Raw genomic sequence first — 26,607 nt, 5'->3', positions numbered from 1 at the left:
CGCTGTGCTTCAGCGACGACGGCGCGCAGCGGCGCCGATCAGGCCGAGACCGGCCAGCAGCAGCGCGTACTGTTCGGGTTCGGGCACCACCTGCACGTCGACCCAGACCGCCTTGTGGTCGGAACTGGGCAGGCCGCCATACAGACCCGGATTGCCGAAGGTGCCGACCAGATCGAACGCGTCGCCGGTGTTGTTCGCCGCCGAGGTGTCCGGATCGACCGGCCAGTAGATGCCGCCGCCCTCGATGTCCAGATTCGCCGACGGCAGCACGTAATCGACGCGCAGATTGCCGGGCGCGGCATCGCTGAAGTCGGCCGTGTCCTGCGCCGGATCGCCGACGTGGCTCTGATTGGCGCTGCCGTTGTTGCTCGGGTAGTCGGCTGCCGCCGTGCCGCCGTCGGACGACGGCGTGGCCGAGGTATTGATCAGCGGGTTGTCCAGCAGCTGACCGATGGCGTTGTACTGCTCGCCATTGACCGTGCCCTTGAAGCTGTCGCCGTCGAAGGGGTCGGCGTTGTAGTCGCCGGCAATGACGAACTTCGCGCCGGCTTCGAGACCGCCGGTGTTGCCCTGGTCGTCGTAGATGTAATCGGCGCCGGCGACATAGTCGGCCCAGAAGCGGATTTCGTCGTGATTGCGCTTGCCATTGCGGTCCTCGGCGCCGTCGAAGGTGGGCGGCGTCGGGTGGGCGGTCAGGAAGTGCACGTCCTGACCGTTGATGCGCACCGTCACATCGACGTGGTTCTTCGACGACAGGCGCAGCGCGTCGATTTCGGGCTGCGAGTAGAAGTCGGTGAGCTTGCTTCCGGTCGGGTCGTTGGTCAGCAGATTGCCCGGCATGTCCTTCCACAGAAAGGTCTGGAAGCTGCGCACGCTGACGATCTCGTACTTCGAATAGATGGTGAAGCCGTACTGCCCGCCGAAGTTGCCGAAGCCGTAGGCATCGTCGCCGCCGGCCACCACGCCGTTGTTGTTCAGGTCGAAGCCCGACGCCAGACCGGTGTTGGTATTGGGCGTGTAGCGATACGCGTAGTCGATGCCCGAGGTCATGCCGCGCACTGCGTTGCCGTGACCGGCGGACAGGAAGTTGTCCTGGAACAGCTTTGCCGCATTGCTGGAATAGCCCAGGCCCATCGCGGCGCTGCTGGCGGTCGGCGTGCCGTTCAGATCGAAGTCGAATTCATTCACCAGCAGCACGTCGGCATTCACGCGCTGGATGATCTCCGCCACGTTGTGCGCCTGCTGGATGCGGTTGGCGACCGTGGTGCTGACGCCGCCAGCCAGCGGATTGGCGAGGTCGGACAGCAGCTGGCCCGAGGCGTCGCGGTTCAGCGATGCATTGAAGGTGGCGAAGCGGACGGTTTCGGCCTGCGCGGCGCTGGCGGCGGTGGCCAGCAGCAGTGCGGCGGCGAGCGGTTTCAGCGTGGCTTTCATCGGACTCTCCTGGACGGTTCAGCGACGGGCGGCACGACGCGCGAAGGCCAGCAGGCCGAGGCCGGCCAGCAGTTGCGCGTACTGTTCGGGTTCGGGGACGGCGCTCACTTCGATGGCGATGAACTGCGTGCTCTGCGTGGCGCTGAAGTTGTTGTCGGCGACCAGCACCAGCGTGCGGTTGCCGTTGGCCAGCGTCTTGCCCCAGCTCACGCCTTCGATGTTGTCCAGCGTGATGCCGTCAAAGGTGATCGGCATCTCCAGCAGCAGCGTGCGGCGCATCGGCGTGTAGTCGGCGCCGGTCAGGCTGGCGAAGCTGCTCACGTCGGTGGTGTCGGCGGTGATTTCGGCCAGCGTCAGGCGGATGGTGTTGCCGACGCCGAAGGCGAAGGCGCGCTCGATCGCGATGAACTGCGTGTCGGAGATCGCCAGCAGTTCGGGCAGGCCGTTGTCCGGGCCGAAGGGCGCGCCCGGCACCGCGTCGACCGGAATCGGCGGCAGCTCGTAGGCGTACTGCGCACCGGCCGCGCCGCTCACCGGGTCGAGCGCGGTCAGGCGTACCACGCTGCCGTTGCTGATCGACGTGAGCGGGCCGTCCTGCACCAGCGCGTCTTCGTTGGCGGTGTAAATCGTGCCGTTCGGCGTGACCGTCAGCGCTTCGAACAGTTTGTTGTTGCGCCCGCCGGTGGTCGCGTTGTCGACGTAGTTGTACATGGCGGGCGTGGCGAATTCGCGCACGAACACGCCCGAGGTCGTCATTTCGCGGACGAAGGGCTGATAGCGGCTGGCGGCGTTCGCGTTCCAGTTGCCTTCGGAGGACCAGTACAGATTGCCGTTCGGCGCAACGCGGATGCCCTCCGGGTCCACCGTGCGGGCGTTCGACGGGAAGGTCGTGCCGTCCGGGCGCTGCATATACGTCTGACTGTTGACGGTGACGCCGTTGAAGCCCGCGGCGTCGTAGTCCAGCGACAGGTTGTAGAAGCGCGGCGTGCCGCGCTCGCCACCGCGGTCATCGGCAATCGCCCAGTAGCTGCCGTCGGCGGCGCGATCGAGGCCGGAGATGCCGCCGAATTCGACGCCCTGGAACAGCGCCCCAGTGGGCAGCGAGGTCGCGCCGATCACGCGCAAAGAGAAGTCGGCTGCCTGTGCGGCGCCGAACGAGAGGGCCACAGCGGTGGCCAGAAGCAGTTTCTTCATGATGGAGTCCGGCAGGCGTGACGAACCGGCCCCGCTGCTGCGGGGCCGGCGCGAAGGATCAGCGGCGGCGCTTTGCGGCGAAGCCGATCAGGCCGAGGCCGGCCAGCATCAGCGCGTAGGTCTCGGGCTCCGGAACCGGGTTGGCCAGGCTGATCTTCAGGAACTCGGTGTGGTCGGAACCGAAGTCGCGACCGCCGGTGCCGGGGTAGTTGTTGTCGTTGATCACCAGCAGCGTGTTGGCGTCGAGGATGAGCACGTCCTCGATGGTCACGTAGGGGAAGGTGAAGCTGGTGAGGCCGTCGCCGTTCAGGTCGTCCGGGTCGGCGATGTTCATCAGGTCGACCAGTTCGGTCTTGGTGACGAAGCCGCCGTCGGCGACATCGGTGGTGTCGGCGATGAAGATCTTCTTGAACGGCGTGCCGCTGGTGGCGGTACCGCCGTTGCGCTCGATCACCAGGAAGCGGTGGTCGTCGATCGCCGTCATGTCGCCGATGGCGGTGCCTTCGGCTTCGAGCTGGTACAGGTAGTCGAGGCCGGTATAGCTTTCGCTGTCGATGCTGAATTCATTGATGCGCAGGCTCTTCGCCGGGTCACCGGCCACAGTCTTTTCGAGCAGGGTGTAGAGCTTGTCGCCGCTGGCGTTGATGGCCATGCCTTCGAAGCCGCCTGAGCCGCCGAGGTTGCTGGTGACCGAACCGTTCAGCACCGCTTCGTGCTGCGGCGCGAACACGCCGGGCAGCGCGATTTCGCGACGCTGCACCACGCCGTTGGCGTCGGTCTTGACCAGGTAGGGGCCGAACTCGTCGCCGAACCACAGATTGCCGTTCTTGTCCTGGCGCACCGACTCGACGTCGAGGTCGGCACCGGTGAGCAGACGGCCTGCCTTGATCGACGGATCGACCAGCGGGTTGGCGGCGTTGTTGTAGTAGTGCGTGTAGTCGGCCTGCACCTTGATGCTCAGCAGGTTCTTCGGGTCGCTCAGCGTGATGCGACTGGCCGCGTTGAAAGCGGGCAGCGAGGCGCCGGTCGTCCAGTTGGCGGCGGACACGGTGCCGCTGCCACCCAGCGCGGTGCGGAAATCGACATTCACCGCATAGCTGCGCAGCAGCGTGTCGGCCGAATTGCCCTGTGCGCCGAAGCCGTTGTCGGTGATCACACGGAAGCTGCCGTTGGCGCCGGCCAGCACGCCGGAAAAGCCCTGCACCGGTTGCATGTCGACCAGCGGCAGCGGATTGCCACCGGCACCGGCGCCGGCGAACTGGCCCGAGGTCGGGCCGTCGGCGAAGGTGTTGGCCGGCATCACGGCCCAGCCGGACAGCGTGTTCTGGGCGGCGTTGGCCGAAGTGGCGGCAAAGGCGGCTGCCACCGCCAGCACCAGCGTGAGTTGCGTGCGTGCGTTCATGTCGTGTCTCCCACAGGTTTCATGCCGGCGGAGTGCCGGGAACGCGCCGACCATAGGGAGCGGTCTTTTCAATGCAATGAAGGGTGGGTGAGCCGTTCGGCGCATGCCGGCGGCAGATCCGCGCCACGCCGGGGCTTGCGTGTCGGGCGGGGTGTGCCCGAACCTTCGTGCCGCCATCACTCGTGCGCGCGGCAGATGACGGTCGTGTGACGGAATGCGTTGCTTCGTGTTACGCCGCGGACCCTGTGCACGGTCCGGCAACCGTCGCGGCCTGCATGTAAACTCCGCGCTTTACCTCCCGCGAACCGAGCCTGCCATGCCCGTGAACTACCAGACGCCCCCCGCCGAAACCATCCTGCCGGTCGCCGGCGTCCGTCTGGGCATCGCCCAGGCCGGCATCCGCAAGGCCAACCGCCGCGACCTGTGCCTGATTTCGCTGCTGCCCGGCGCGCGCGTGGCCGGCGTGTTCACGGTGAACCGCTTCTGTGCCGCACCGGTGCAGGTGTGCCGCGACCATCTGTCGCGCAGCGACATCCGCGCGCTGGTCATCAACACCGGCATCGCCAATGCCGGCACCGGCGAACCGGGTCTGGTCGCCGCGCACGCCACCTGCGTGGCGGTGGCCCGCGCGCTCGAACTGGCGCCGGAACAAGTGCTGCCCTTCTCGACCGGCGTAATCATGGAGCCGCTGCCGGTGGACCGCATCGAGCGCGGCATCCCGGCCAGCATGGACGATCTCGACGAGGCTAACTGGTACGAGGCGGCGCACGCCATCATGACCACCGACACCATCGCCAAGGCCGGCTCGCGCACGCTCACGATCGACGGCCGCCGGATCACCATTACCGGCATCAGCAAGGGCGCGGGCATGATCAAGCCGAACATGGCCACCATGCTCGGCTTCATCGCCACCGACGCGGCGGTGTCGCAGGCCGCACTGGAAGACATGGTGAAACACGCCGCCGACCGCTCGTTCAACTGCGTCACGGTGGATGGCGACACCTCGACCAACGACTCCTTCATGCTCATCGCCTCCGGCACCGCCGGCAATGCCGAAATCACTTCGCTCGACAGCGCCGACGGCCGCGCGCTGGCCGACGCGGTCACCTCGCTGGCGGCCGAGCTGGCGCAGGCCATCGTGCGCGACGGCGAGGGTGCGACCAAGTTCATCACCATCGAAATCGAAGGCGGCCGCGACGTGCCCGAGTGCAAGGCGGTCGGCTACGCGATCGCCCATTCGCCGCTGGTCAAGACCGCCTTCTTCGCCTCCGACCCCAACCTCGGCCGCATCTTGGCTGCGGTCGGCAACGCCGCGCAGACGCACCCGTCGCTGGCCGATCTCGATACTTCGAAAGTGAGCCTGTGGATCGGTGACTTCCTGGTGTCGAAGGACGGAGGTCGCAACCCGGACTACAAGGAAGAGCAGGGCGCGGCCGCGATGGCGCCGGCCGAGATCACGATACGCGTGGCACTCGGCCGCGGCGACGCCCGCGCCACCTGCTGGACCTGCGACTTCAGCTACGACTACGTGAAGATCAACGCGGACTACCGCAGCTGAGAGCCATGAGCGCGCCGAACAGGCGGCTGTCGCCCACCGAGCTCGAAGAACTCGGTCGGTTTCTGGCTTCGCCACAGCTTCAAGCCACGGCGATGAGCGTGCCGATGCTGGAGGGCTTTCTGACCGCCGTCGTCGTCGGCCCGCGCCAGGTCATGCCGAAGGAGTGGCTGGCCCGGGTGTGGGACTGGCGCGACGCGCGGGTGGCGCCGGACTTCGACGACGAAGACCATGCCGAGCGCGTCATCGCGCTGGTGATGCGCCTCTTCGACCGCATCGAAGACATCTTCCTGAAGCGCGCCGATGCCTTCGAGCCCATATTCACGCGGCGGGGCGAACAGGCCGTCATCGAATGGTGCGAAGGCTTCCTGGTGGGGACCCGCTTGAGCCCCGACAAGTGGGCCGAAATGTGGGACGAGTGCCCCGACCTTGCCACACCTCTTACGCGCCTTGGAACAGACGAGGGGCGCGCGACGCTGCGCGACGGCGAAGTCATGCTCTGGGGCAAGCTCCTGCCGCCGGCGCTGGTCGCGATCCACGAAATCTGGTTCGACCTGAGGACGGCTGCCCCGGAAGGGTTGGGTGAGGACGATTCCGCGTACGTCGGCGCCTCCGTCGAATCCTGCTTTCGCGCCGAGCCGAAGGTGGGGCGCAACGACCTTTGCCCCTGCGGCAGCGGGAAGAAATTCAAGAAGTGCTGCGGCAGCGGAGAGCAGTCGGTGCCCTGACTCAACGCCCCGGGCCTCACCCCCGGCCCCGACACCTTGCAGGAGCGAGCTTGCTCGCCATCGCGGCCGGTACTGACGCCGGTCGCTTGCCAAGGCCGTATCGCGGCCAGAGGCCGCTCCCACGAGACACGCACGGGCTGGTCAAGCCAGGCGCGCTTTTGTGTAACCGAGCTTGCTCGCGATGGCGGCGTCGATTCGGCGCTGCAGCGCAGGCAGGGCCTCTGCCTACGCCTCCCAGCGCCGTGATTGCAGTGCCGCAGCCACTGCCTGCGCGCGCGCTTCGAGCAGGGCGTCGGCGGCAATCGCCGCTTGATCGACATTGCGGCAGGCGGACAGCGCGGTGCGCAGCATCGCTGCCTTGGGGTAAGGGCGAGAGGCGCGACCCGGGTAGGCACGGAAGTCGCACGTGCACAGCGTCATCAGGCGGTCAAAGCGTTCAGGCTGACCGAAGGCATCCATCCGCTCCAGCATCGCCGTGATTGAACCGGCGCGCATTTCGGCCGCACGGTGCACGCGCTCGCATTCGGAGTTGGCCAGCAAGGCCAGATCGACGCAGTCGTCCGGCACGCCGAAGCGCGCGCTGATCGCCTCGATGCGCGGCACCCCGCGTTCGATGTGCCGGTAGTGCACCGGCAGGTGCTCGCGCGGCGAATCCGACTTGCCGACGTTTAATACCAGCGCCGCGTAACGCACCGCGAACGACGCATCGCGGCGCGCCGCTTCATCGATGGTGCGCAGCAGGTGTTCGCCGATATCGACCTGGTCCGGGTCGTCGGCGATCTGCGGTACGCCGAACAGCGCGTCGACCTCCGGCAAGAGCACGGCCAGCGCATCGCACTCGCGCAGCGCACGCAGCATGCGCGACGGCACCTGCGCCGACAGGCCGCGCGCCAGTTCGCGCCAGGCGATCTCGGGCGCGAGATCGGCCAGCACGCCGGCGGCCACCTGTTCGTACATCAGGTCCAGCGTGTCTTCGTCGAGCCCGTCGTCCTGGCTCGCCGCCAGGGCCGCCATGCGCAGCACGGTGAGGGCGGGGCTGGCGAGCATGTCGGTGAAGGATTTGCCGAACGGGCCGGGGGTGGGGTTCGCGCTCATGAATGTCGTCTTCGTGGGGTGTCCGGTGCGCATTCTGGCGCCGTCGCGGCGCAGTGCATCGTCGATGCCCCGACCTTTCGCCGCCCGCCGCGACCGATGGCCCGTTCGGACCACGTTGCGGCGCCGACACCGTCATGCAGTCGACACCCGCCGCATCGATGATGAGAATCTCGCTACCGCGCCCGGAGTCCCGAATGTCCTCGTCCTGTACCTCGCCCAGCCGTCGCCGCCTGCTCCAGGGCTCCGGCGCGCTGGCCGCCACCCGCTTCACCGGCCTGATGGGCGCGCTGTATGCGCAGAACGCGCTGGCCGCCACCGGCAAGCAGACGGTGTCCGCCCTGTCGCCCTACGGCGCGCTGGCGCCGGTCAAGGACGCAAGCACCGGCCTGCCGCTGCTGCAACTGCCGCCGGGCTTCAGCTACCGCAGCTTCGGCTGGACCGGCGACAGCATGAGCGACGGCAACCCGACGCCCGGCAATCACGACGGCATGGCCGTGGTTACCTCGCGCCGCGCCGGCCGCAGCACCGAACTGGTGCTGGTGCGCAACCACGAGCGCGGTCTGGTCGCCACGCCGGCCGAAGCCATCCAGGCGCCGCGCAGCTACGCCACCCAGCCGGTGAACGGCATCATCACCGTGTATTACGGCAGCCTGCCCATCCGCATCGGTGCCGGCGGCATCGTGACCGACCCGTCGGCCGCCGCACCGGCGCCCTTCGTCGGCTATCCGGCCGGCGGCACCACCAACCTGCTTTTCCGCGACGCCGCTTGGGCCGGCGCCACCGGTTCGATCGGCGGCACGCTGGGCAACTGCGCCGGCGGCCCGACGCCCTGGGGTACCTGGCTCACCTGCGAAGAAACCATCTACGATTTCTCCGGCATCGGCGGCAAGAAGCACGGCTATGTGTTCGAAGTCGACGCCGACGCCGGTGACTCGATCGCCGACCCCATCATCGGCATGGGCCGTTTCGTGCACGAGGCAGTGGCGGTCGACCCGACCACCGGCTACGTCTACGAAACCGAAGACAACCGCAACGTAGCGGCCTTCTTCCGCTACGTGCCGGCCGACACCTCGGGCGAACTGGGCAGCCTGCACAACGGCGGCAAGCTGCAGGCGGCGCGCATCAAGACCATCGTGCGCAAGGCTGCGCCCGCCACGCTGGCCCAGGCCAACGACCAGGGCCTGCTGAACCCCGACATCGGCGACGAATACGAACTGGAGTGGGTGGACATCGCCAACCCCGACGCCGACCCGGTGGTCGTCGCCGGCCAGCCCGGCGGCGTCAGCCTCGCCTTCATGTCCGGCCCCACCCATCAGGCCATCAGCCAGGGCGGCGCCCGCATGAGCCGCGGCGAAGGCATCTGGTATTCCGCCGGCAGGATGTTCATCGTCGATACCGCCGCTGGCACCGACAGCCGCGCGCGCGTCGGCCAGGGCGAGGGTGCGGTGTGGGAACTGACACTGGCCACCATGCGCCTGCGCGCCATCTTCGTCAGCGGCAACCAGACCGCCGGCAACAACCCGGACAACGTCACCGTCAGCCCGCGCGGCGGCGTGCTGCTGTGCGAAGACGGCGGTGGCACCACCGACGCCTACGGCACCGGCAACCGCCTGCTCGGCCTGAACCCGGCCGGCGAGGCCTACATCTTCTGCAAGAACAACGTGAACCTCGCCGCCGACCAGATCGCCGCCGCCGGCAAGACCGTGGCCGCGGCCGACTATCGCAACTACGAATTCTGCGGCGCCTGCTTCGACCCGACCGGCCGCGTGCTGTTCGTGAACATGCAGACGCCGGGCATCACCGTGGCCATCACCGGCCCGTGGGCCAAGGGCAATCTCTGAACCTGAAAACCTCAGTTGACCGCTTGCCATGAAGTCGAGAGCTCTGCCCATCAAGGAGATTTGTCAGTTTGCGTTGCGCACCCTCCGGGTGAGACCGCTTCGACGTCGCGTGCACGGCCGGCGGGGCGCCCGGCCGCGTTGCTCGTCCTTGCAGGGAGCCATCCTGCCGCGTCCTCGCGCCTTGCCGTACACCCCGCCAACCGCACCCACGACGCCGATCAACTGAGGTTTTCAGGTTGAACAACGATTCCGGAGCCATCACATGAATATCCGCCACACCCTCGCCGCCGCGCTGTGCGCCTTCGCACTCGCCCCGGCCGCCCACGCTTACACGCTCGACGTCGTCGCTGCCAACGGCAACATCGTGGACACCAGCTTCAGCACGCCGGACATGCTGTCCATCGACTTCGGCCTGATCAATACGCTGCCGGTCACGTTCACGCTGACGCGCGACGACAGCGACCTGCCGATGCTGCCGTTCAACGCCATCGTCCGCAATTACATCGGTCTGGGCTTCGAAAGCCTGACGCTGACAATATCCGGCGGCCTGTTCAACACCCTCGGCAGCGCCGGCGGCACCTTCGGCTCGGTCGCCACCGTCACCGGCAGCCACGACAGCGCACGCATCACCTTCAGCGGCCCGGAATACGTCGAAGCCGCGCTCGGCGACTGGTTCCTCGACGGCAGCCAGACCGACTTCGTGCTCGACATCGCCAACGCCACCGGCCCGGTCACCCTGACGCTGGCTGCCGCGGTGCCCGAGCCTGAAGGCTGGGCCATGATGCTGGCCGGCATGGGCTTGCTCGGCGCGGCGGTGCGTCGGCGTCGCTGATACTGCATTCGCTGCTCGCCCGGGATTGGTGTAGCGTGCTGCGCTCTTGCCGCGACAGCGGCTTCAGCGCGGACGGAATGGTCAGTGAGCGAAGCAGTTCTGCAATGGAATGAAGGCGATGTTCAACTCGGTGCCCGCTGGCAATCCGAAGCGGGCGTAGCCCCGCCGAAGAAGGTGGTCGTTGCCGACGACACGCTGACGGCCGACATGGCCTTCAGGCTGGCGAGCGAGGGCACGGCGCTGCTGTGGCGCGGTGACTTCCAGAACGCGCGGCAGTTGCTGCAGGCGATGGCGCGACGGGTCGATCGCAAGCCGCGCAAACCGGCGGCCACGCTGCGCGATGCGTTCAACCAGCACCGGCTGGCGCAGTCGCAGCGGGCGCGCACGCTGGGCATGCTGCTGATTCCTTTCGATGCGGGTCACGTCATTCCGCTGCGCCGCGCGCCGGACGTGGTCGAGGCCTGCACGCAGGCGCACGGCGAGGCGACAGAGCCCTATGTCTGTTCGCTGCGCGAGCTGCTGGGCGTGATCAGCGCCTACGAGTGGCGGCGCAATGGCGTCGACATTCCGGCGCTGGGCGCGCACATCCACCCGCATTACGGCGTGTTCTCGCCGGTGCGCGGCGAGTATGTCGATCTGGTGGCGAAGGCGCCGCTGCCGGCGGCGCTGAAGAGCGATTCGACCGCTTTCGACATCGGCACCGGTACCGGTGTGCTGTCGGCGGTGCTGGCGAAGCGCTGCGTCGCGCGCGTGGTGGCGACCGATCAGGACGCGCGCGCGCTGGCTTGTGCGCGCGAAAATGTCGCGCGGCTGGGCATCGGCGCACAGGTCGAGGTGATCGAAGCCGATCTGTTCCCGGCCGGCCGCGCCCCCTTGGTGGTGTGCAATCCGCCCTGGCTGCCGGCGCGACCCAGTTCGCCGCTGGAATACGCCGTCTATGACCCCGACAGCCGCATGTTGCGCGGTTTCCTCGCCGGGCTGGCGGCGCATCTGGCGCCGGGCGGCGAGGGCTGGCTCATCCTGTCCGATTTCGCCGAGCACCTCGGTCTGCGCGCGCCGGACGAACTGGCGGGCCTGATCGATGCGGCCGGGTTGAAGGTGGCGGGCCGGCTCGACGCGCGTCCGCGTCACCCGAAAGCTTCTGACGCCACCGATCCGCTGCACGCAGCGCGTGCAAAGGAAGTGACGACGCTGTGGCGGCTGGTGGCGGCCGACGCATGAGCTACTACGTGATCGGCCACATCCGGGTGCTGGATGCCTCGCGCTGGGCGGACTATCGTGCCCGCGTCGGCGCCACGCTGGCACCCTTCGGCGGCGAACTGGTGATGCGCGGCCGGGTGGATGCGGTGCTGGCCGGCGACTGGCCGGGCACCGATACCGTGGTGCTGCGCTTCGCCGATGCGGCCAGCGCGCGCGCTTGGCACGACTCGCCGGCCTATCAGGCGCTGGTGCCGCTGCGCGAGGCCGGGGCCGAGGTGGTGCTGGTAGGTTACGAGGGCGAGTAGCCCGCCGGAGCCTTTTACGCCCGGCGCTTCAGCCGGTGGCCCACAACACGAGGCCGATCAGCACGACATTGACCGCGATGGCGGCGAACAGCCCGCCGAGCAGGAAGTGCTGCGGGCCCAGCCCCTCGGTGGTGCGGTTGATCATCCGCGTGCGGCCGATGCCGGTGAAGGTGAGCAGGATGATCTTCAGCGCGCGAAGACTGCCGCGCAGCAACGGGACGGGGGCGTGATCCATCGTGCGATTGTGCCCGATCGGCAGCGCGCTGCGCTCGTGGCATCATGCGGCGATGACATCCGGAAGCGATCCGATGGACGACAACCTGTCACGCACCGACGCGCAGCAGCGCGCCGATGACATCCACGCTTTCCGCCGCGAACAGGCGCGGCTGGCGGCCGACGGCATGGCGACGGCCGACGCGGCAGCGATCCGCGCGCATCACGACGCACTGCTCGCCCGCTTCGCCGCACGGCCCGATGTCGACACCACGCAGCGCGCGCGCCAGCTCACGCTCGGCCTGCGCATCGCCTCCTTTCTTGGCGCGCTGGCGCTGGCGGCCAGCGTGTTCTTCCTGTTTCGCCAGTACTGGCCGCTGTTTCCGGAAGCGGTACAGGTGATCGTGCTGGCCGGCGCTTCGCTCGGCACACTGGTGCTGACCGCCTGGCTGCACCGGCGCGACGCCTCCGGCTACTTCACCAAGCTGGCCGCACTGGTCGCCTTCGCCTGCTTCGTGCTGAACCTGAGCCTGCTCGGTTCCAGCTTCAACATCACGCCGTCGGACAAGGCACTGCTGCCGTGGGCGGCTTTCGCGCTGCTGCTCGCCTACACCTGCGAACTGCGCCTGCTGCTGGTGGCCGGGCTGGTCTGCATCACCGGCTTCATCGCCGCCCGCGTCGGCACCTGGACCGGCATGTACTGGCTCAGCGTCGGCGAGCGGCCGGAGCATTTCTTCCCGGCGGCGCTGCTCATGTTCTGCGTGCCTTTCTTCGTCGATCACCGGCGTCATCCGGGTTTCGACGCGACCTGGCGGCTGGTCGCGCTGCTCGCGCTTTTCCTGCCCATGCTGGTGCTGTCGAACTGGGGCCGCGCGAGCAATCTGCCCTTCGATGCGGATGTGGTCGAAGGCTTCTATCAGCTGGGCGGCTTCGTTGCCGGCGGCCTGCTCACCTGGCTCGGCGCGCGCCGCGGCTGGCCCGAGGTGATGAATACCGCGGTCGTGTTCTTCGTCATCTTTCTGTACACCAAGCTGTTCGACTGGTGGTGGGCGGTGATGCCGAAATTCCTGTTCTTCCTCGTGCTCGGCCTGGTGGCGCTGCTGGTCATCCTGGTGCTGAAGCGGCTGCGGGCGGTGACGCCGGTGGAGGGCGGGCGATGAAGCGCGCGCAGAAAATCCTGCTGGTGGGCGGTGTGGCCCTCATCGTCGCGGTGAATGCCTTCGTGCTGGCGGGCGTGGCGTGGAACCGCTCGGGCGAGCCGGGCAGCGCGCTCACCCTCACGCAGCGCGAACTCAGTCTGCCCTATGCCTTCGGACTCGACGGCGAGCGCGGCGGCATCGACGTGGCACTGCTCTGGCGCGCGCCGATGCGCGACGACAATGCGGATGCCGCCTATGACATGCACTACGGCCGTGGGCCCGACTGGCTCGACGCCGACAAGCTGCGCGAGCTGGGCTTCGACCTGAAGGAAGAGCGCGACGCCTACCGCCAGAAGCGCGAGGTGTACGTCGTGCTCGAACTGGCCGGTGCCGACTGGCAGGCGGCGCTGGCGCAGGCGCAGCGCCGTCTCGACAGGGCGCTCGCCCGCGGTAACGCCGAAAAGCAGGATGTCGACGCGCAGAAGTCGGCACAGGAGGCGCTGAAGTACGAGCAGCAGAAGGCGTCGCGCCTGTTCGCCGTCGACGCCGGGCTGGACGCCGCTGCGTTGCGCCAGCGCTATCCGGACACGCACCGCCACCTCATCGTCGTGGCGACGGTGACGCCATCGGTGATGGTGATCGACAAGAAAACCACCTTCAGCGGCCACATCGGCGAACTGGCGGTCGCCCGCATCAGCGTGCCGCACGCGCTGCGCGGCGCGATGGACGGCATAGACCGCAGCGCGCTCGACAGCGGGCGCGCCACCTTCGAAATGGACGTCGCGTGGGGCCGCCGCTTCGAACCGTGGGTGACCGCGGTGCGGCCGCAGCGCGCAGCAACGGTCGAATGAAGCAGCCGATCACCGGCTACCTGATCGACGAGGAGGGCGACTGGGTTGCCCGGCTCGCCTGTGGGCACCGCCAGCACGTGCGCCACCACCCGCCTTTCATCAACCGCCCCTGGGTGGCGACCGAAGAGGGGCGTGCGGCCCATCTCGGCGCGCTGCTCGACTGTCCGCGCTGCGACGCCTTCGAGTGGCCGGACCACATCGTCGAACAGGCAGGACGCGACCGGCGGTGATATCGTCCGCAGCCTCATTTTCAGGGTAAGCAGCATGCGCAGCGAAGGTCGCATCCGTTCGTGGAAGGACGACAAGGGTTTCGGATTCATCACGCCGGATGGCGGTGGCGAGGACGTGTTCGTGCACATCAGTTCGTTCGACGTCGAGGGGCAGCGCCCGACCGAGGGCCAGCGCGTGGCCTTCGATCTCGGCCGCGACCGCAAGGGCCGGCGCTGTGCGCAGCGGGTGACGCTGGCCGGCGTGCCGCTGAAGACGCGACGGGTCGAAGTGCGCGACGAGGCCTCGCCGGCGCAGTGGGGTGGCGCGACGCTGTTCCTGATCCCGGCCTTCCTGTTGCTGATGGTGCTGGTCAGCGTGCTGTGGCAGGCGCCGCACGGCTGGTTCCTGCTCTATCTGACGGTCAGCCTGGTGACTTTCGCGCTGTACGCGATCGACAAACAGCAGGCGGCGATCGGCGCGATGCGCGTGCCCGAACCGCGCCTGCACCTGCTGGCCCTGGTCGGCGGCTGGCCCGGCGCGCTGCTGGCGCAGCAGTTCCTGCGTCACAAAACGGTGAAGGCTTCGTTCCGCCGTGGTTTCTGGATCACCGTGGTCGGGAATGTCGCACTCTTCCTGCTGCTGACCAGCCCGTTCGGCCGCCCGCTGGTGGCACGGCTGCTCGGCTGACAGCTTCCAGAAGAGCTCGACCCGGCGCCGCGCCCGCCCACCGCCGCTGTCGGGGTCAGAAGACCCCTCCCACAGGACCCCGGCTCCGGTCCTGGATCGGGCGCATTCCCGGTGGGAGCGAGCTTGCTCGCGATGCAGCTGTTGCTGGCCGCCGGCTTTGTTCGATGCCGCTATCGCGAGCAAGCTCGCTCCCAGGGTATTGGGCACAGGACTGTGCGCGGGATCTGTGTGGGAGGCCGCCATTGCTGCCGACGGGGCCTGAACCAAAAGCCGCACACTGCCCACTGCCGCTGTCGGGGTCAGAAGCCCCTCCCACAGAACCCCAGTGCGGGCACTGGCCGGGGGTCTGGGCGCGACCTCTGTGGGAGGGGTCTTCTGACCCCGACAGGGCCGTGGTGTGCCGCCGGCTTTTTTCACGCGAGCGACGCAATCCTGTCGTTCGAAACCCGACCCTGATCCCGCTCAAGGGCCGAACGCGCCCGGCTGGTCATGATGAAGGCCTGTGCATTGCAGGAGCCCCGCCATGAGCCGCATCGTCGTCATCCAGGGTCACCCGGAATCCCGCCCCGGTCTGCTGCGCGCGCTGGCTGACAGTTATGTCGCCGCGGCGCGTGAAGCGGGGCACGCGGTCAGCGTGATCGACGTGAGCCGGCTGTCCTTTCCCGTGCTGCGCTCGAAAGCCGAATGGTCGGCACCGGCGGAGGGCGACATCGCGCAGGCGCAAGCGCTGATCGCCGATGCCGAACATCTGGTGGTGTTCTTCCCGATATGGCTGGGCACCTTGCCTGCAGTGCTCAAGGCCTTTTTCGAACAGGTGTTCCGCCCGGGGTTCGCCATCGGCGAAGGGCGCGGACGGAATCCATTCACCCGGCTGCTCACCGGACGCTCGGCGCGGCTGGTCGTCGCGATGGGCATGCCCGCCTGGCTGTTCCGCACCTTCTATCTGGCGCACGGCGTCATGAGCTTCAAGCGCAACATCCTGCACTTCGTCGGCATCCAGCCGGTGCGCAGCACGCTGATCGGCAGCGTCGACGCGATGGACGATGCGGGCCGTGCGCGCTGGCATGCGCGGATGCGTCGCCTTGGCCGCGACGCCGCGTGAGCCGGCTCAGGTTCTCAGCAGCCGCACCCGCCTGAACCATCCGCCGAGAGCCGCCGGCTCGTCGCTGACGATGCCGAAGGGCAGTCCGTCGAGCGCGTCTTCCAGCACCACGTCGAGCCGGGTGGCGATGCGGCCGGCCAGCGGCGACAGCAGGCGGCGCAGCGGGGCAGGGCGGCCGCGGCGCAGGAACTTGTCCAGCACCAGCGCCGCACCGCCCGGGCGCAACACGCGCGCCGCTTCGCGCAGGCAGGTGGCGCCATCCGGCACCACGGCGACGATCAGATGCAGCACGACGCAGTCGAACTGCGCGTCGGCGAAGGGCAGGCGCATTGCGTCGCCGCGCACCGCCGCGTAGTTCAGGCCGGAGGCGCGCGGCAGGCTGCGTGCGAGCATGGCGGCGTTGAAGTCGATCGCTGTGTAGCGGTGATCCGCGGGCAGGTGGGGCAGATCGAGCCCGGTGCCGACGCCGACCAGCAGCACGTCGGACGGCGTGCGTGGCAGGTGGGCCAGACTGGCGCGACGGGCGCCGAGCGACGCGGCGGCGACCACCGTGTCGTAGAGCGGGGCGAGGCGGGTATAGGACGAGGCGAGCGACATCGCCTCGTGGCTCAGTGCAGCACGCGCGGCATGGCCAGCGTGAATTCGGGAATGTCGGCTTCGAACTGCGTGCCGTCCTCGGCCACCATCTGGTAGCTGCCGCGCATCGTGCCGACCGGCGTGTTCAGCGCGCAGCCGCTGGTGTATTCGAACTTCTCGCCGGCTTTCAGCAGCGGCTGCTGGCCGATCACACCCAGCCCGCGCACCTGCTGCTCGGCATTGTTTGCGTCGCGGATGATCCAGTGCCGGCTGATCAGCTGCGCCGGCACGGTGCCCGTGTTGGTGATGCTGACCGTGTAGGCGAACACGAAGCGGCTGTCCTCGGGGTCGGACTGCTCTTCGACATAGCGCGCCTGCACGCTCACCGTCACTTCGTATTTTTTCGATTCGGCCATGCCTTCTATTTAACCGAACTCCGATGACGCGGCAAGCGGTGCGCACGCACGTATCGGCGACACGCGACAGGGCGACGCTTCCGACCCGATACAATCGCGGCTTCGACCTTCGGAGCCGCACCGTGAGTACCACCAATCTGGATTACCTGATCGCCCCCAGCATCCTGTCCGCCGACTTCGCCGCCCTCGGCCAGGAAGTGCGCAACGTCATCGCCTCGGGCGCCGACTGGATCCACTTCGACGTGATGGACAACCATTACGTGCCCAACCTGACCATCGGCCCGCTGGTGTGCCAGGCGCTGCGGCCGCACACCGAGGCGGTGATCGACGTGCACCTGATGGTGAAGCCGGTGGACCGCATCATTCCCGATTTCGCCAAGGCCGGCGCCAATGTGATCACCTTCCACCCGGAAGCGTCCGAGCACGTCGACCGCACGCTGTCGCTGATCCGCGACCACGGCTGCCAGGCCGGCCTGGTGTTCAACCCGGCGACGCCGCTGCACTACCTTGACCACGTGATGGACCGCCTCGACGTCGTGCTGCTGATGTCAGTGAACCCGGGCTTCGGCGGCCAGAGCTTCATTCCGTCCTCGCTCGACAAGCTGCGCGCGGTGCGTGCCCGTCTCGACGAATACGTGTCGCGCACCGGCCGCCACATCCGGCTGGAGATCGACGGTGGCGTCAAGATCGACAACATCGCCGAAATCGCGCGCGCCGGTGCCGACACCTTCGTCGCCGGCTCGGCCGTGTTCGGCGCCGGCAAGGACAGCGACCCGCACCGCTACGACAGCGTGATCGCCGCGCTGCGCAAGCAGCTGGAAGCGGTCTGAGCATGACGCAGCGTTTCACGGTCGCCGCCATCACCTTCGACCTCGACGGCACGCTGCTCGACACCGTGCCCGATCTCGCCGCCGCGGCGCAGGACATGGCCGCCGAACTGGGCGTTCCGCCGCGCCGCGAGGACGAGGTGCGGGTGTTCGTCGGGCGCGGCATCCCGAATCTGGTCGAACGCTGCCTCGGCGAGCGCGCGCAGGATGCGACCTTCCTGCGGCAGGCGATCGATGTGTTCAAGCGCTGCTACCGCGTGCGCAACGGCGAGCGCGCCGTGCCCTACGACGGCGCGCACGACACGCTGGCGGCGCTGCAGGCGGCCGGTTTCAGGCTGGCCTGCGTCACCAACAAGGCGGTCGACTTCACGCTGCCGCTGCTTGAACAGATGGACATGCGCCATTTCTTCGGCAGCGTGGTCGGCGGCGACACCCTGCCGCAGAAGAAGCCGGATCCGGCGCCGCTCCTGCACGCCGTGCACGAACTGGGCGTGACGCCGTCAGCCGCGCTGCACGTCGGCGACTCGTACAACGACATCGATTGCGCACGCAATGCCGGCATCGCGGTGCTGGGCGTGCCCTGGGGCTACAGCGAGGGGCGCGTGCTGGACGCAAAAGATTGCGATGGGCTACTATCTTCGCTTCCCGACCTGCTCTCGCGGGTCGCACTTCCGACCGAACACTGAATGGACAGCCAGAATTCCAAGGAGACACCCGCCCGCAGCTGCGCGCCCGCGCCCCTGCACGGGTACCTGTGGCGAGCCGCCTGAGTCCGCTCCCGGTCAGGCGCGCGCAGTGATGCCGCGGCGCCCGTTCAAATCCCGCTCTCCGGTCTGTCCATGAATCAAGATCAATTCGAGGCGCTTGCCCGCGCCGGCTACAACCGCATCCCCGTTTCGCGCCAGGCTCTGGCCGATCTCGACACGCCGCTGTCCGCCTATCTGAAGCTGGCCGATGCGCCTTACTCCTACCTGCTCGAATCGGTGCAGGGCGGCGAGCGCTGGGGTCGTTACTCCATCCTCGGCCTGCCGGCGCAGACGCGCATCGTCGTGCGCCGCGACCAGATCGAGGTGCTGCGCGATGACGCGGTGATCGAAACCGCCGAAAGCGGCGATCCGCTCGCTTTCGTGCAGGCCTTCCTCGGTCGCTACCGCGTGCCCGACCTGCCTGGCCTGCCGCGCTTCTACGGTGGCCTGGTCGGCTATTTCGGCTACGACGTGGTGCGCTACGTCGAGCACCGGCTGGCCGCCGGCTGGGACAAGGCCGACCCGCTGGGCGTGCCGGACATCCATCTGCTGCTGTCGGACGGACTGGCGGTGTTCGACAACCTGTCGGGCCGGCTTACCTTCATCGTCTACGCCGACCCGGCGCAGCCGGACGCCTTGCTGTCCGCGCACGTCCGGCTCGACGCGCTGACGGCGCGGCTGAAGTCGCCGCTGCGCGAACCGGACACCCCGCGCGGCGAATCGGTGGCGGCCGAATCCGGCTTCGGCCACGATGCCTACTGCGTGGCGGTCGAGAAGGCGAAGCGCTATATCTTCGACGGCGACATCATGCAGGTGGTGCCGTCGCAGCGCATGAGCAAGCCGCTGGCGACCACGCCGATGGCGGTGTACCGCGCGCTGCGTGCGCTGAATCCGTCGCCCTACATGTACTTCTTCAATCTGGGCGATACCCACATCGTCGGCGCCAGCCCGGAAATCCTGGCCCGCCTCGAAGGCGACAAGGTGACGGTGCGGCCGATCGCCGGCACCCGCAAGCGTGGCGCCAACGCCGAGGAGGACCGCGCGCTGGCCGAGGATCTGCTGTCGGACGAGAAGGAACGCGCCGAGCACATCATGCTGGTCGACCTCGGCCGCAACGACCTCGGCCGCGTCGCCGCCACCGGCACGGTCGAAGTGACCGACCGCATGGTGGTCGAGAAGTACTCGCACGTGATGCACATCGTCAGCAATGTCGAAGGCGTGCTGAAGCCGGGCCTGACCGCGATGGACGTGCTGCGCGCCACCTTCCCGGCCGGCACCGTCAGCGGCGCGCCCAAGGTGAGGGCGATGGAAATCATCGACGAGCTGGAGCCGGTCAAGCGCGGCATCTATTCCGGCGCCGTCGGCTACCTCGGCTTCAACGGCGGCATGGACGTCGCGATCGCGCTGCGCACCGCGGTGATCAAGGACGGCGTGCTGCACGCCCAGGCCGGCGGTGGCGTGGTGATGGATTCGACGCCCGAAGGCGAATGGCAGGAAACGCTGAACAAGGCGCGCGCCGTGCTGCGCGCCGCGGAACTGGCCGAAGCGGGGCTGACGCCGGGCTGAGTCCAGCGCCAAAGTGGACGCGTCGTGTGCAGCCGGCGCCGAGCTTTTGTGGGAGGGGTCTTCTGACCCCGACACGGCATGCATCGAAGCCTGCGGACAGCAGAGGCCGCTCCCACAGGAGGCGAGCCGAAGCCCGGTCTGCCCCTACAATTCAGGCCTCGAACACATCCGGTAGTGCGACATGCAGAACTTCATTGCCGTCGGTGCCGGCGCCGCGCTAGGTGCATGGATGCGCTGGGGCCTGTCGCTGGCGCTGAACCCGCTGTTCGCCGGCTTCCCGCTCGGTACGCTGGCGGCCAATCTGATCGGCGGACTGCTGATGGGGGTTGCCCTCGCAGTGCTGCAGGCCATGCCCGAGTTGCCGGCCCATCTGCGCCTGCTGGTGACCACCGGATTCCTCGGCGGCCTGACTACCTTCTCAAGCTTTTCCGGCGAGGTGTTCGCGCTGTTCGAGCGCGGCCACACCGGCTGGGCGCTGGTCGCGGTGGCGGCGCACGTGCTCGGTTCGCTGGCGATGACCGCGCTGGGCTGGTGGGGCTGGCAGCTGCTGCGCGGCTGAGCGGTTCGCGCCGGCGCCGTCTTTCGCGGACAATGGCGCCCTTTCTGCGCGACGCAGACCGCAGCCCGATCCGATGAAAGTGCAGTACCCCGATCTGAATTCCCTGCTCGAACAGTGCATGAGCCGCGACGCGGCGGCGATTTCGCGCGCCTTGCGCGAGCTGCCACCGGCCATGCGCGCGCCGGACAAGTGGCCGGCGAAGATTGCTGAACGCGTCGCCGCTTCGCAGGCGCGCGTGGCTGCGCGCCGTGCATCGGCGCCCAAGGTCGAGTATCCGGAAGAGCTGCCGGTGTCGGCGCGGCGCGACGAGATCGCGGCCGCGCTGGCGGCGCATCAGGTGGTCATCGTGTGCGGCGAGACCGGTTCCGGCAAGACCACGCAGCTGCCCAAGCTGTGCCTGGAACTGGGTCGCGGCGCGCGCGGCCTGATCGGCCACACGCAGCCGCGACGCATCGCCGCGCGTGCCACCGCCGACCGCGTGGCGAAGGAACTGAACGTGCCGCTGGGGCGCGAGGTCGGTTTCGCCATCCGCTTCACCGACCGCACGTCGGAAGACAGCCGCATCAAGCTGATGACCGACGGCATCCTGCTGGCCGAAACGCAGCGCGACCGCTGGCTGGCCGCCTACGACACGCTCATCATCGACGAGGCGCACGAGCGCAGCCTGAACATCGACTTCCTGCTCGGCTACCTGCGCCAGCTGCTGCCGCGTCGCCCGGACCTGAAGGTGATCGTCACCTCGGCCACGCTGGACGCCGAGCGCTTCGCCAACCACTTCGCGCAAAACGGCAAGCCGGCGCCGGTGATCGAGGTCAGTGGCCGGCTCTACCCGATCGAAATGCGCTGGCGGCCGTTCGACGCCAACAAGGAGCGCGACCTCTACGACGCGGTGGCCGACGCGGTCGACGAAGCCTTCTCGTGCGGACCGGGCGACGTGCTGGTGTTCATGCCGGGCGAGCGCGAAATCCGCGAGTGCGCCGAAACGCTGCGCAAGCATCACACGCGGCTGCCCGGCGTGAAGCCGGACATCCTGACGCTGTTCGCGCGCCAGTCGGCGCAGGAGCAGGCGCGCGTGTTCCAGGGCTCGAACGGCCGACGCGTCATCCTCTCCACCAACGTCGCCGAAACCTCGCTGACGGTGCCCGGCATCCGCTACGTGGTCGATACCGGGCTGGCGCGCGTCAAGCGCTACAGCTACCGCAACAAGGTGGAACAGTTGCAGGTCGAGCCGATCGCGCAGTCGGCGGCGAAACAGCGGGCCGGCCGCTGCGGCCGGGTGTCCAGCGGCGTCTGCTTCAGGCTGTACGACGAAGACGATTTCAAGCAGCGCACCGCGCACACCGACCCGGAAATCCTGCGTTCGTCGCTGGCCGGCGTCATCCTGCGCATGAAGTCGCTGGGCCTGACCGACGTCGAGGAATTTCCCTTCATCGACCGTCCGGCGCCGCGCGCGATCGCCGACGGCTACCAGCTGCTGCAGGAACTGGGCGCGGTGGACGAGGAACGCACGCTCACCACGCTGGGCCGCGAACTGGCCAAGCTGCCGCTGGACCCGCGCGTCGCGCGCATGATCCTGGGGGCGCGCAATCACGGCGCGCTGAAGGAAGTGCTCATCATCACCGCCGGTCTGTCGGTGCAGGACCCGCGCGACCGGCCCGAGGAACGCGCCGGCACGGCCGATCAGGCGCACGCGAAGTTCGCCGACGAGCGCAGCGAATTCCTGTGGTACCTGAAGGCCTGGGCGGCCTTCGACGAGGTGTGGCATCACCAGTCGCAGGCCAAGCAGCGCGAGTGGTGTCGCGCCAACTTCCTGAACTGGATGCGCATGCGCGAATGGCGCGACGTGCATACCCAGCTGCACACGCTGTGCGCCGAGCACGAGTGGCCCGAGAACGAACAGCCGGCGGCTTTCGACGCGCTGCACCGCGCGCTGCTGACCGGCCTGCTCGGCAACCTAGGCCTGCGCATCGAGGACGCGCGCGCCGGCGAGCCGCCCTATCTGGGCGCGCGCGGCATCAAGTTCTGGCCGCACCCCGGCTCGGCGCTGGCGAAGAAGGGCGGCAAGTGGATCATGTGCGCCGAGCTGGTCGAGACGACGCGGCTGTTCGCGCGCTGCATTGCGCGCATCGAACCCGAGTGGGTGGAAGAGGTGGGCGCCCACCTGATCCGCCGCTCGACCTACGAGCCGCACTGGTCGAAAAGCCGCGGCGAGACGGTGGCCTGGGAGCGCGGCGTCATCCACGGCATCACGCTGTACGCCAAGCGCGCGGTGCAGTACGGCAAGACCGACCCGAAGCTCGCGCGCGAACTGCTGATCCGCGAGGCGCTGGTCAATGGCGACGTCAGCGACGTCGCCTTGAAGCAGATGAAATTCCTGCAGCACAACCTCGACCTGATCGCGCAGATCGAGCGGCTGGAGGAAAAGCAGCGCCGACAGGACCTGCTGGTCGACGAATCGCTGATCGAAGCCTTCTACGATTCCATCGTGCCGGCAGACGTGATCGACCTGCGCAGCTTCGAGCGCTGGCGCCGCGACGCCGAGCGCGACAACCCGAAGCTGCTGCATCTGACGCGCGAACAGTTGATGCGGCACGAGGCGGCCGGCGTCAGCAGCGAACGCTTCCCGGCGAAGATGGATCTGCTCGGCCAGCGCCTGAAACTCGAATATCGGCACGAGCCGAATGCGGCCGACGACGGCGTGACGCTGACCGTGCCGCTCACGTTGCTGAACCAGATCCCGGCGGCGCGGCTGGACTGGCTGGTGCCCGGCCTGATCGAGGAAAAGGTGGTGCAGCTCGCCAAGACCATTCCGCCCAAGCTGCGCCATCGCATCCAGCCGATCAGCGGCTTTGTCGCCGACTTCCTCGCCCAGCAGCACGACCAGTCGGAGCCGCTGGTGAAGGTGCTGGCGCGCGCGATCGAGGTGTATGTCAGCCTCAAGCTGCCGCCGGACGCGATCCGCGCCGAGAACCTGCCGGCGCACCTGATCATGAACATCCGCGTGATCGACGAGCACGGCCGCGTGCTCGGCCAGTCGCGCAATCTGGCCGAACTGCGCACGCGGCTGAAGGACGAGATCGCGCGCCGCTTCGAGCAGGCGCGCATCGCGTTGCCGACGGCGTCGCCATCGTCCTTATCGCCGGCACCGGTCGCCGCACCGCCGAAGGCCGCTGCGCCCGCACCCGCGCCCGCCGCGGACACGCGGGCGGCCAGCGCGCGCGGCAGCATGGCCGACGCACTGGCCGCCCTGGGCGCACGCGACGCCGTCGCCAAGGCACCGGTGCCGGCGCCCGCCGCGAAGAAGGGCAGAACCGAGCCGGCGCCTCAGGCGGTTGCGGCCGCGCAGACGGCGGGCGAGGGCCGGTACACGAGCTGGGCTTTCGGCGAACTGCCCGAACTGATGGAAGTCGAGGTCGCCGGCCGCATGGTGATCGGCTTTCCGGCGCTGCAGGACGACGGCGACGCGGTCAGCGTGCGCGTGTTCGACACGCCGGAGGCGGCGCACGAGGTACATCGCCGCGGTCTGCGCCGGCTGTTCGCGCTGGAACTGCGCGACCAGGTCAAGTTCATCGAGAAAAGCCTGCCCGGCCTGCGCGACATGGCGATGCAGTTCATGAACCTGGGCAGCGAAGCCGACCTGCGTGCCCAGCTGGTCGCCGCCACGCTGGAACGCTGCTGCATGATGGAGCCGTGGCCGCAGGACGCTGCCGCCTTCGCCACCCGGCGCGACGAGGCACGGCCACGCATATCGCTGGTGGCGCAGGAAATCGGCCGGCTGGCGGGCGCCGTGCTGACCGAATACACGGCACTGAACAAGAAGCTGATCGCGCTGAAGGCTCACCCCGATGCCGGCGCCGACATGCGCGCCCAGCTCGACGCGCTGGTCGGCAAGCACTTCATCGAGCGCACGCCTTTCGAGCGGCTGACCCACTATCCGCGCTATCTGAAGGCGATCGCGCTGCGCATCGACAAGCTGCGCAGCGATCCCGCGCGCGACGCCCGCGCGCTGGCCGACTGGAATTCGCTCGCCACGCTGTGGGAGCGCGAGCGCATCGCCCGTGCGCGGGCAGGCGTGAGCGACCCCTTCCTCGATGAATTCCGCTGGCTGCTGGAAGAACTGCGGGTGAACCTGTTCGCGCAGGAACTGCGCACCCCGGTGCCGGTCTCGGTCAAGCGGCTGCAGAAGATCTGGGAATCGCGCTCGCACGGGTGAGGCGGCGACGCTTCTGCAGGTGTGTTGCTTCGATGCAGGCTGTTATCGCGAGCAAGCTCGCTCCCACGAAACCACCGGCTCAGGCCGCGGCTTCGGTCTTTTGTCGGAGCGAGCTCGCGATTCGACGGTTGATCACCCGCCAGCGCCAGAAAAATGGAGATGTCCGAATGCCCGTCGATGAGCGCCTGCGCACCTTGATCTCGACTTTCGAGACGTTGACTCCTGCCACCGTCGACACGCTCGCCGCGCTCTACGCCGACGACGCGCACTTCCGCGATCCGTTCAACGACGTGCGCGGTCGCGCCGCGGTGGCGCGCATCTTCAGCCACATGTTCGAACAGGTCGAGGCGCCGCGCTTCGAAGTTCACTCGGCGATGAGCGAAGGCGACGCCGCGTGGCTGGAATGGACCATGCACTTCGTCATGCGTGGACGTGCGCAGGCCATCGTCGGCGCGACCCGGCTGCGCTTCGACGCGCAGGGCCGGGTGGCCGAACATCGTGACTACTGGGATGCGGCGCAGGAGCTATACGAAAAGCTGCCGCTGATCGGCAGCGTGCTGCGCGCCATCCGGCGACGTCTCGCCGCCGGATAGGTCGGGCTCGGCTTACTGCTTCGGGCTGTTGTTGCCGCCAGCGGCGTCGAGGCGGCGTGCCTCTTCCGGGCTGACGATTTCGAAGATGGCCACCACCTTGCGCACGCCGGAGGTCGAGGCGGTGACTTCCTTTGCGGCCTTCGCTTCGGTTTCGGTCAGCAGGCCCATCAGATAGACCTTGCTCATTTCGGTCACCACCTTGACGTGGTTGGCCTTGACCCGTTGCGAATCGAGGATGCGCGCCTTCACCTTGGAGGTGATCAGCGCGTCGTTCGAGCGCTGGGTCAGCGAGGACACGCCGGCGATCTCGGTTTCGTTGCTGACGCCGCGCACGTTCGGCACCTCGCCGACGATGGCGGCGGCTTCTGCGCGCGTCGCTTCGTCGGCGACCTGGCCGGTCAGCAGCACGTTGCGGTTGTAGCTGGTGACGCTGACATTGGCGCGGCTGCCGAGCTTTTCGCGCAGGCGGTTGCTGGCACGCAGTTCGATGCCTTCGTCCTCGACCTGGGTGCCGCTGGTACGGCGGTCCAGCGCCGACATGACGGCCGTACCGGCGCCGGCGGCGACCACCGGGAAGCAGCCCTGCAATACGGGCACCGCAACGCCGATCAGGGCGGCCAGCAGCAGCGGGCGGGTGAAGGAGGGAATCGTGCGGGTTGTCATCATCATTCGGTTCCTAGAAGCATGCAGTCGATGCCGTCGCAAAGGCAGTGGAGGGTGAGCAGATGCACTTCCTGTATGCGGGCCGTGCGCTCGGCGGGCACACAGATGTGGATGTCACGGTCGGTCAGCAGTTCCGCGATGCGGCCACCGCCGCGCCCGGTCAGCGCGACCACGCGCATTTCGCGTTCGTGCGCCGCGTCGATCGCGGCGATCACGTTGCCTGAATTGCCGGAGGTCGAAATCGCCAGCAGCACGTCCTGTGGCTGCCCGAGCGCCCGCACCTGTTTGGCGAACACCTGTTCGAAGCTGTAGTCGTTGGCGATGGCGGTCAGGATGGAGCTGTCCACGGTCAGCGCGATGGCGGCCAGTTCGGGGCGCTCGCGTTCGTAACGACCGACCAGCTCGGCGGCGAAGTGCTGTGCGTCGGCCGCCGATCCACCGTTGCCACAGGCGAGTATCTTGCCGGTGGCCATCAGGCTTTCCACCATCAGTTCGACCGCGTCGGCAATCGGCGCGGCGAGAACTTCGGTGGACGAGAGCTTGGTTTGCGCGCTGTCGATGAAGTGCTCGGAAATGCGTGAAACCAGATTCATGAGAGCTCGCAGCGTTGAGTGTGGCCGGAGTGTACCAAGATCGGCCCGGCAGGCCGTCTTTGTGAAG

Annotated in this window: 26 protein-coding genes; 17 read left to right on the top strand and 9 right to left on the bottom strand. The window is 68.2% G+C overall.

What is annotated here, in order from left to right; all coding sequences use genetic code 11:
• Positions 1–9: 9 nt before the first annotated feature.
• From METFAM1_RS0109300 to METFAM1_RS0109290, 3 genes are read right to left on the bottom strand one after another with little or no spacing between them, the layout of a single operon-like run.
• On the bottom strand, positions 10–1,434 hold the full coding sequence (locus METFAM1_RS0109300) for an endonuclease/exonuclease/phosphatase family protein (protein ID WP_019919337.1): 1,425 nt from the start codon (positions 1,432–1,434) through the stop codon (positions 10–12).
• A gap of 18 nt (positions 1,435–1,452) precedes the next feature.
• Positions 1,453–2,628: an esterase-like activity of phytase family protein gene (locus METFAM1_RS0109295; protein WP_019919336.1), complete on the bottom strand. Its 1,176-nt coding sequence runs from the start codon at positions 2,626–2,628 to the stop codon at positions 1,453–1,455.
• Between the two features lie 58 nt (positions 2,629–2,686).
• The gene (locus METFAM1_RS0109290; protein WP_019919335.1) at positions 2,687–4,030 is read right to left on the bottom strand and encodes an esterase-like activity of phytase family protein; all 1,344 of its coding nucleotides are present in this window, start codon (positions 4,028–4,030) and stop codon (positions 2,687–2,689) included.
• 316 nt (positions 4,031–4,346) lie between these two features.
• On the opposite strand from METFAM1_RS0109290, the gene argJ reads away from it, so the two are divergent.
• Together argJ and METFAM1_RS0109280 are read left to right on the top strand one after the other, a co-directional pair.
• Entirely contained in the window at positions 4,347–5,588 is a 1,242-nt protein-coding gene (gene argJ / locus METFAM1_RS0109285; RefSeq protein WP_019919334.1) for a bifunctional glutamate N-acetyltransferase/amino-acid acetyltransferase ArgJ, read from the top strand.
• A 5-nt stretch (positions 5,589–5,593) separates the two neighbouring features.
• Positions 5,594–6,313, top strand: coding sequence for a UPF0149 family protein (locus METFAM1_RS0109280; protein WP_019919333.1), 720 nt, complete (start codon positions 5,594–5,596; stop codon positions 6,311–6,313).
• Positions 6,314–6,538: 225 nt separating this feature from the next.
• On the opposite strand, the gene METFAM1_RS0109275 is transcribed toward METFAM1_RS0109280, so the two are convergent.
• Positions 6,539–7,408: a hypothetical protein gene (locus tag METFAM1_RS0109275; RefSeq protein ID WP_019919332.1), complete on the bottom strand. Its 870-nt coding sequence runs from the start codon at positions 7,406–7,408 to the stop codon at positions 6,539–6,541.
• A gap of 194 nt (positions 7,409–7,602) precedes the next feature.
• Here METFAM1_RS0109275 and METFAM1_RS0109270 point away from each other — a divergent pair, with 194 nt between their 5' ends.
• The 4 genes from METFAM1_RS0109270 to METFAM1_RS0109255 all read left to right on the top strand — a co-directional run bounded on the left by METFAM1_RS0109270 (position 7,603) and on the right by METFAM1_RS0109255 (position 11,586).
• Positions 7,603–9,249: a PhoX family protein gene (locus tag METFAM1_RS0109270; RefSeq protein WP_019919331.1), complete on the top strand. Its 1,647-nt coding sequence runs from the start codon at positions 7,603–7,605 to the stop codon at positions 9,247–9,249.
• 262 nt (positions 9,250–9,511) lie between these two features.
• Positions 9,512–10,081, top strand: a complete 570-nt coding sequence (locus tag METFAM1_RS0109265; protein ID WP_019919330.1) for a PEPxxWA-CTERM sorting domain-containing protein — start codon at positions 9,512–9,514, stop codon at positions 10,079–10,081.
• A gap of 84 nt (positions 10,082–10,165) precedes the next feature.
• The gene (locus tag METFAM1_RS0109260) at positions 10,166–11,302 is read left to right on the top strand and encodes a methyltransferase (protein WP_019919329.1); all 1,137 of its coding nucleotides are present in this window, start codon (positions 10,166–10,168) and stop codon (positions 11,300–11,302) included.
• The gene (locus tag METFAM1_RS0109255) at positions 11,299–11,586 is read left to right on the top strand and encodes a DUF1330 domain-containing protein (protein ID WP_019919328.1); all 288 of its coding nucleotides are present in this window, start codon (positions 11,299–11,301) and stop codon (positions 11,584–11,586) included. The genes METFAM1_RS0109260 and METFAM1_RS0109255 overlap by 4 nt, the downstream gene beginning before the upstream one ends.
• Positions 11,587–11,614: 28 nt before the next feature.
• On the opposite strand, the gene METFAM1_RS0109250 is transcribed toward METFAM1_RS0109255, so the two are convergent.
• Entirely contained in the window at positions 11,615–11,821 is a 207-nt protein-coding gene (locus METFAM1_RS0109250) for a DUF2970 domain-containing protein (protein ID WP_232419705.1), read from the bottom strand.
• A gap of 73 nt (positions 11,822–11,894) precedes the next feature.
• Here METFAM1_RS0109250 and METFAM1_RS0109245 point away from each other — a divergent pair, with 73 nt between their 5' ends.
• The 5 genes from METFAM1_RS0109245 (at position 11,895) to METFAM1_RS0109225 (ending at position 15,788) form a co-directional block, all read left to right on the top strand.
• On the top strand, positions 11,895–12,959 hold the full coding sequence (locus tag METFAM1_RS0109245; protein WP_019919326.1) for a DUF2157 domain-containing protein: 1,065 nt from the start codon (positions 11,895–11,897) through the stop codon (positions 12,957–12,959).
• Entirely contained in the window at positions 12,956–13,789 is an 834-nt protein-coding gene (locus tag METFAM1_RS0109240; protein WP_019919325.1) for a DUF4824 family protein, read from the top strand. Before METFAM1_RS0109245 ends, METFAM1_RS0109240 begins: the two co-directional genes overlap by 4 nt.
• Positions 13,786–14,019 (top strand): DUF3565 domain-containing protein, encoded by a 234-nt coding sequence (locus tag METFAM1_RS0109235; RefSeq protein WP_019919324.1) that lies wholly within the window; start codon positions 13,786–13,788, stop codon positions 14,017–14,019. The genes METFAM1_RS0109240 and METFAM1_RS0109235 overlap by 4 nt, the downstream gene beginning before the upstream one ends.
• Before the next feature lie 34 nt (positions 14,020–14,053).
• Positions 14,054–14,686 carry a DUF1294 domain-containing protein gene (locus tag METFAM1_RS0109230; protein WP_019919323.1) on the top strand — a complete coding sequence of 211 codons (633 nt, stop codon included), beginning with the start codon at positions 14,054–14,056 and terminating at the stop codon, positions 14,684–14,686.
• 523 nt (positions 14,687–15,209) lie between these two features.
• Positions 15,210–15,788, top strand: coding sequence for an NAD(P)H-dependent oxidoreductase (locus METFAM1_RS0109225; RefSeq protein WP_019919322.1), 579 nt, complete (start codon positions 15,210–15,212; stop codon positions 15,786–15,788).
• A gap of 6 nt (positions 15,789–15,794) precedes the next feature.
• Here METFAM1_RS0109225 and METFAM1_RS0109220 read toward each other — a convergent pair whose 3' ends face one another.
• Complete coding sequence (locus METFAM1_RS0109220; RefSeq protein ID WP_019919321.1) at positions 15,795–16,385, bottom strand: class I SAM-dependent methyltransferase; 591 nt, start codon at positions 16,383–16,385, stop codon at positions 15,795–15,797.
• Between the two features lie 11 nt (positions 16,386–16,396).
• Positions 16,397–16,780 carry a Co2+/Mg2+ efflux facilitator ApaG/CorD gene (gene apaG, locus METFAM1_RS0109215; protein ID WP_019919320.1) on the bottom strand — a complete coding sequence of 128 codons (384 nt, stop codon included), beginning with the start codon at positions 16,778–16,780 and terminating at the stop codon, positions 16,397–16,399.
• 122 nt (positions 16,781–16,902) lie between these two features.
• Here apaG and rpe point away from each other — a divergent pair, with 122 nt between their 5' ends.
• The 6 genes from rpe (at position 16,903) to METFAM1_RS0109185 (ending at position 25,284) form a co-directional block, all read left to right on the top strand.
• Positions 16,903–17,610: a ribulose-phosphate 3-epimerase gene (gene rpe / locus METFAM1_RS0109210; protein ID WP_024300601.1), complete on the top strand. Its 708-nt coding sequence runs from the start codon at positions 16,903–16,905 to the stop codon at positions 17,608–17,610.
• 2 nt (positions 17,611–17,612) lie between these two features.
• Positions 17,613–18,293, top strand: a complete 681-nt coding sequence (locus tag METFAM1_RS0109205) for a phosphoglycolate phosphatase (protein ID WP_019919318.1) — start codon at positions 17,613–17,615, stop codon at positions 18,291–18,293.
• A gap of 153 nt (positions 18,294–18,446) precedes the next feature.
• Positions 18,447–19,919 carry an anthranilate synthase component I gene (gene trpE / locus METFAM1_RS0109200; RefSeq protein ID WP_019919317.1) on the top strand — a complete coding sequence of 491 codons (1,473 nt, stop codon included), beginning with the start codon at positions 18,447–18,449 and terminating at the stop codon, positions 19,917–19,919.
• Between the two features lie 181 nt (positions 19,920–20,100).
• Positions 20,101–20,478, top strand: coding sequence for a fluoride efflux transporter CrcB (gene crcB, locus METFAM1_RS0109195; RefSeq protein ID WP_019919316.1), 378 nt, complete (start codon positions 20,101–20,103; stop codon positions 20,476–20,478).
• A gap of 73 nt (positions 20,479–20,551) precedes the next feature.
• A complete protein-coding gene (gene hrpA, locus METFAM1_RS0109190) occupies positions 20,552–24,691 on the top strand; it encodes an ATP-dependent RNA helicase HrpA (RefSeq protein WP_024300600.1) in 4,140 nt (1,379 codons plus the stop codon).
• 167 nt (positions 24,692–24,858) lie between these two features.
• Positions 24,859–25,284 (top strand): nuclear transport factor 2 family protein, encoded by a 426-nt coding sequence (locus METFAM1_RS0109185; RefSeq protein ID WP_019919315.1) that lies wholly within the window; start codon positions 24,859–24,861, stop codon positions 25,282–25,284.
• A gap of 12 nt (positions 25,285–25,296) precedes the next feature.
• On the opposite strand, the gene METFAM1_RS0109180 is transcribed toward METFAM1_RS0109185, so the two are convergent.
• Both METFAM1_RS0109180 and METFAM1_RS0109175 read right to left on the bottom strand, forming a co-directional pair.
• A complete protein-coding gene (locus METFAM1_RS0109180; protein WP_027491046.1) occupies positions 25,297–25,950 on the bottom strand; it encodes a BON domain-containing protein in 654 nt (217 codons plus the stop codon).
• Positions 25,950–26,540, bottom strand: coding sequence for a phosphoheptose isomerase (locus METFAM1_RS0109175; protein ID WP_019919313.1), 591 nt, complete (start codon positions 26,538–26,540; stop codon positions 25,950–25,952). The genes METFAM1_RS0109180 and METFAM1_RS0109175 overlap by 1 nt, the downstream gene beginning before the upstream one ends.
• Between the last annotated feature and the right edge of the window lie 67 nt (positions 26,541–26,607).

It is taken from the genome of Methyloversatilis discipulorum (assembly GCF_000527135.1).
Taxonomy (GTDB): Bacteria; Pseudomonadota; Gammaproteobacteria; order Burkholderiales; family Rhodocyclaceae; genus Methyloversatilis; species Methyloversatilis discipulorum.
The sequence above is the reverse complement of the archived record's forward strand: the minus strand, read 5'-3'. Positions and strand labels throughout refer to the sequence as shown.

What these genes read in the sequence shown, in the direction of transcription:
- METFAM1_RS0109300 (WP_019919337.1), bottom strand. Translation starts at nt 1,434, where the DNA reads ATGAAAGCCACGCTGAAACCGCTCGCCGCCGCACTGCTGCTGGCCACC.
- METFAM1_RS0109295 (WP_019919336.1), bottom strand. Translation starts at nt 2,628, where the DNA reads ATGAAGAAACTGCTTCTGGCCACCGCTGTGGCCCTCTCGTTCGGCGCC.
- METFAM1_RS0109290 (WP_019919335.1), bottom strand. Translation starts at nt 4,030, where the DNA reads ATGAACGCACGCACGCAACTCACGCTGGTGCTGGCGGTGGCAGCCGCC.
- argJ (WP_019919334.1), top strand. Translation starts at nt 4,347, where the DNA reads ATGCCCGTGAACTACCAGACGCCCCCCGCCGAAACCATCCTGCCGGTC.
- METFAM1_RS0109280 (WP_019919333.1), top strand. Translation starts at nt 5,594, where the DNA reads ATGAGCGCGCCGAACAGGCGGCTGTCGCCCACCGAGCTCGAAGAACTC.
- METFAM1_RS0109275 (WP_019919332.1), bottom strand. Translation starts at nt 7,408, where the DNA reads ATGAGCGCGAACCCCACCCCCGGCCCGTTCGGCAAATCCTTCACCGAC.
- METFAM1_RS0109270 (WP_019919331.1), top strand. Translation starts at nt 7,603, where the DNA reads ATGTCCTCGTCCTGTACCTCGCCCAGCCGTCGCCGCCTGCTCCAGGGC.
- METFAM1_RS0109265 (WP_019919330.1), top strand. Translation starts at nt 9,512, where the DNA reads ATGAATATCCGCCACACCCTCGCCGCCGCGCTGTGCGCCTTCGCACTC.
- METFAM1_RS0109255 (WP_019919328.1), top strand. Translation starts at nt 11,299, where the DNA reads ATGAGCTACTACGTGATCGGCCACATCCGGGTGCTGGATGCCTCGCGC.
- METFAM1_RS0109250 (WP_232419705.1), bottom strand. Translation starts at nt 11,821, where the DNA reads ATGGATCACGCCCCCGTCCCGTTGCTGCGCGGCAGTCTTCGCGCGCTG.
- METFAM1_RS0109245 (WP_019919326.1), top strand. Translation starts at nt 11,895, where the DNA reads ATGGACGACAACCTGTCACGCACCGACGCGCAGCAGCGCGCCGATGAC.
- METFAM1_RS0109240 (WP_019919325.1), top strand. Translation starts at nt 12,956, where the DNA reads ATGAAGCGCGCGCAGAAAATCCTGCTGGTGGGCGGTGTGGCCCTCATC.
- METFAM1_RS0109235 (WP_019919324.1), top strand. Translation starts at nt 13,786, where the DNA reads ATGAAGCAGCCGATCACCGGCTACCTGATCGACGAGGAGGGCGACTGG.
- METFAM1_RS0109230 (WP_019919323.1), top strand. Translation starts at nt 14,054, where the DNA reads ATGCGCAGCGAAGGTCGCATCCGTTCGTGGAAGGACGACAAGGGTTTC.
- METFAM1_RS0109225 (WP_019919322.1), top strand. Translation starts at nt 15,210, where the DNA reads ATGAGCCGCATCGTCGTCATCCAGGGTCACCCGGAATCCCGCCCCGGT.
- METFAM1_RS0109220 (WP_019919321.1), bottom strand. Translation starts at nt 16,385, where the DNA reads ATGTCGCTCGCCTCGTCCTATACCCGCCTCGCCCCGCTCTACGACACG.
- apaG (WP_019919320.1), bottom strand. Translation starts at nt 16,780, where the DNA reads ATGGCCGAATCGAAAAAATACGAAGTGACGGTGAGCGTGCAGGCGCGC.
- METFAM1_RS0109205 (WP_019919318.1), top strand. Translation starts at nt 17,613, where the DNA reads ATGACGCAGCGTTTCACGGTCGCCGCCATCACCTTCGACCTCGACGGC.
- trpE (WP_019919317.1), top strand. Translation starts at nt 18,447, where the DNA reads ATGAATCAAGATCAATTCGAGGCGCTTGCCCGCGCCGGCTACAACCGC.
- crcB (WP_019919316.1), top strand. Translation starts at nt 20,101, where the DNA reads ATGCAGAACTTCATTGCCGTCGGTGCCGGCGCCGCGCTAGGTGCATGG.
- hrpA (WP_024300600.1), top strand. Translation starts at nt 20,552, where the DNA reads ATGAAAGTGCAGTACCCCGATCTGAATTCCCTGCTCGAACAGTGCATG.
- METFAM1_RS0109185 (WP_019919315.1), top strand. Translation starts at nt 24,859, where the DNA reads ATGCCCGTCGATGAGCGCCTGCGCACCTTGATCTCGACTTTCGAGACG.
- METFAM1_RS0109180 (WP_027491046.1), bottom strand. Translation starts at nt 25,950, where the DNA reads ATGATGACAACCCGCACGATTCCCTCCTTCACCCGCCCGCTGCTGCTG.
- METFAM1_RS0109175 (WP_019919313.1), bottom strand. Translation starts at nt 26,540, where the DNA reads ATGAATCTGGTTTCACGCATTTCCGAGCACTTCATCGACAGCGCGCAA.